This window comes from Pseudomonas sp. HMSC057H01, from assembly GCF_001836405.1.
In the GTDB taxonomy this organism is placed as follows: domain Bacteria; phylum Pseudomonadota; class Gammaproteobacteria; order Pseudomonadales; family Pseudomonadaceae; genus Pseudomonas; species Pseudomonas aeruginosa.
Map to the genome: position 1 here is coordinate 1 of NZ_KV828527.1, position 837 is coordinate 837.

At 71.7% G+C, this 837-nt stretch carries 1 protein-coding gene; it reads right to left on the reverse strand.

Features of this window, described 5'->3' with window-relative positions; translation table 11 throughout:
- A partial coding sequence (locus HMPREF2581_RS30835; protein WP_049263468.1) for a hypothetical protein occupies positions 1-837 on the reverse strand: 837 nt, incomplete at both ends.

Sequence of the window (837 nt, forward strand, 5' to 3'; positions counted from 1 at the left end):
TCAGCCCGGACTGGCTGTTGTCGAGCGTGTCGGCCGCGACCTTCAGGGTCTTTTCGCTGACCAGTTCGCCACCTTGCTGGGCCAGGCTGCCAAGCGTCGCCTGCAGGTCGCCCTTGGCGGCGATACGCCCTCCGGCGTTGCCGACGGCGTTCGCTGCGAGGTCCAGGCGGCCATCGCTGAGCAGCTTGCCACCCTGGTCGTTGCGCAGGCTGGCGACCTCCACGCGCACGCCAGCCTTGCCGCTGGCGCTGCCGCCGTCGCGGTTGTCGAAGGCGCCTCCCGTGGCGCTCAGGCCGGCGTCGGCTACCAGCACGCCGCCACGGTTGTCCAGGCTGGCGCCGTGGACGTTCAACTCGCTGCGGCTCGACAGCAGGCCGCCGGCGCGGTTGTCCAGTTGCCCCACCGTCACGCGCTGCGCGCCCTGGCTGAGCAGGTTGCCTTCATCGCGGTTGTCCAGCAGGCCGCCGAGGCTGACCTCCAGGCCGCCCCGGCTGCTCAGCGTGCCCTTGCCGCTGTTGTCCAGGCTGCGCGCCCGCAGGTCGAGGCGGTTGGCTGCGGAGAACAAGCCGAGGCGGTTGTCGATGGCACCGCTGGCGACCACCAGCAGGTCGTCGCCGATCAGCTTGCCGCCGCGATTGTCGAGGCTGCCGACGCGGGCCTCGACGCGCTTGCCGGAGACTTCGCCGTCCCCCCGGTTGACCAGCGCCTGGGCGCTGACGCGGGTGGACTGCTGGCTGCCGAGCAGGCCTTGCTGGCCGTTGTCGAGCGTCGCCGCGCCGACCTCCAGGTCGTTCAGGCCGATCACCTGGCCGCCACGGTTGTCGAGATCGCCACGGG